This is a genomic window from Helicobacter sp. T3_23-1059 (assembly GCF_053654515.1).
Genome location: NZ_JBSIUV010000164.1, coordinates 1 through 926, shown reverse-complemented (window position 1 = coordinate 926; position 926 = coordinate 1). Strand labels below are relative to the sequence as shown.

The window sequence follows — 926 nt, the reverse complement described above, 5'->3', positions numbered from 1 at the left end:
GCCATTTTCATTTTCAGTATCATCTAAAATCCTGCGCACAATGATTTTGTCTTGCTCTAAGTCAATACCAAAGACTTTTTTTGCTTCGTTTTGATATTTTGCTAGATTTTCCCCGCTTAAGTTTTTGATAGCTTCGCCCCTGTGGTTTCCTGCGATTATTTCGCCATTTTTTGCGATGATGGGCAGTCCGTCATACTCGCCGATTTTGCCAAAAATCTTTAACGGGTCAAAATTATCTCTTATGTTTGCGATTTTGTCCTCTTGTTTGACTTCTCTTGTTTGAAAGCCCCCCGCTTCAAAGCTAGGCTTTAAGTCGTTTTTATTGATGATGACAAACTCTGCGGGATAAGTAATATCCTCCAAAATGATATGTGTGTCGGCTATTTTTTGGTAGGGGATTGGCTCGCCCATTTGTTCGGCTTTAATTTTTGCGCGCGCTTCTAGCGTAGTCTGCCCCTGTGATGCTTTTTGCATTTCTAGGATTTTATCGATTCGCGCTTGCTTTTTTGCTTCTCTTTGCGCGATAAATTCACTATCAGCTTGCTGTTTTGCTAGTCTTTCTTGCTCTTTTGCTGCTTTTTGGGCTTTTGCTTGCTCAAAGATTGATTTGTAGGTGTTTTCTTGGGGGGCTTGTGTTAGCTCTTGCGTTTTTGGTGTGAAATTTCTATCACTATAAAAATCAAAAATCTTTTTGCCATCGTTGTGTTCCTCGACTACTAAACGCAAAATTATACTATTTTCGTCCGTAAAATCATAAGCATAGCGCACAAAATCATTATGTTTGCTAAAAGATTGGGGGGTTAGCTCGCCCTGCCTTACAGGCTTCATAATATCTAATAATTCCTCGTGGCTTACGCCCCCTGTTTTTTCTAAGCCTGCGTGCTTTATTAGAATTTTTTTTGCTCCGTGTGTGCGCGAGCCTGTTT

General features: G+C 40.3%; 1 protein-coding gene. It reads right to left on the bottom strand.

Translation table 11 applies throughout. From position 1 onward, the window contains the following. Positions 1–926, bottom strand: a 926-nt coding sequence (locus ACWIX0_RS13820; protein ID WP_454174560.1) for a DUF3519 domain-containing protein, incomplete at both ends; no start/stop codon positions are given.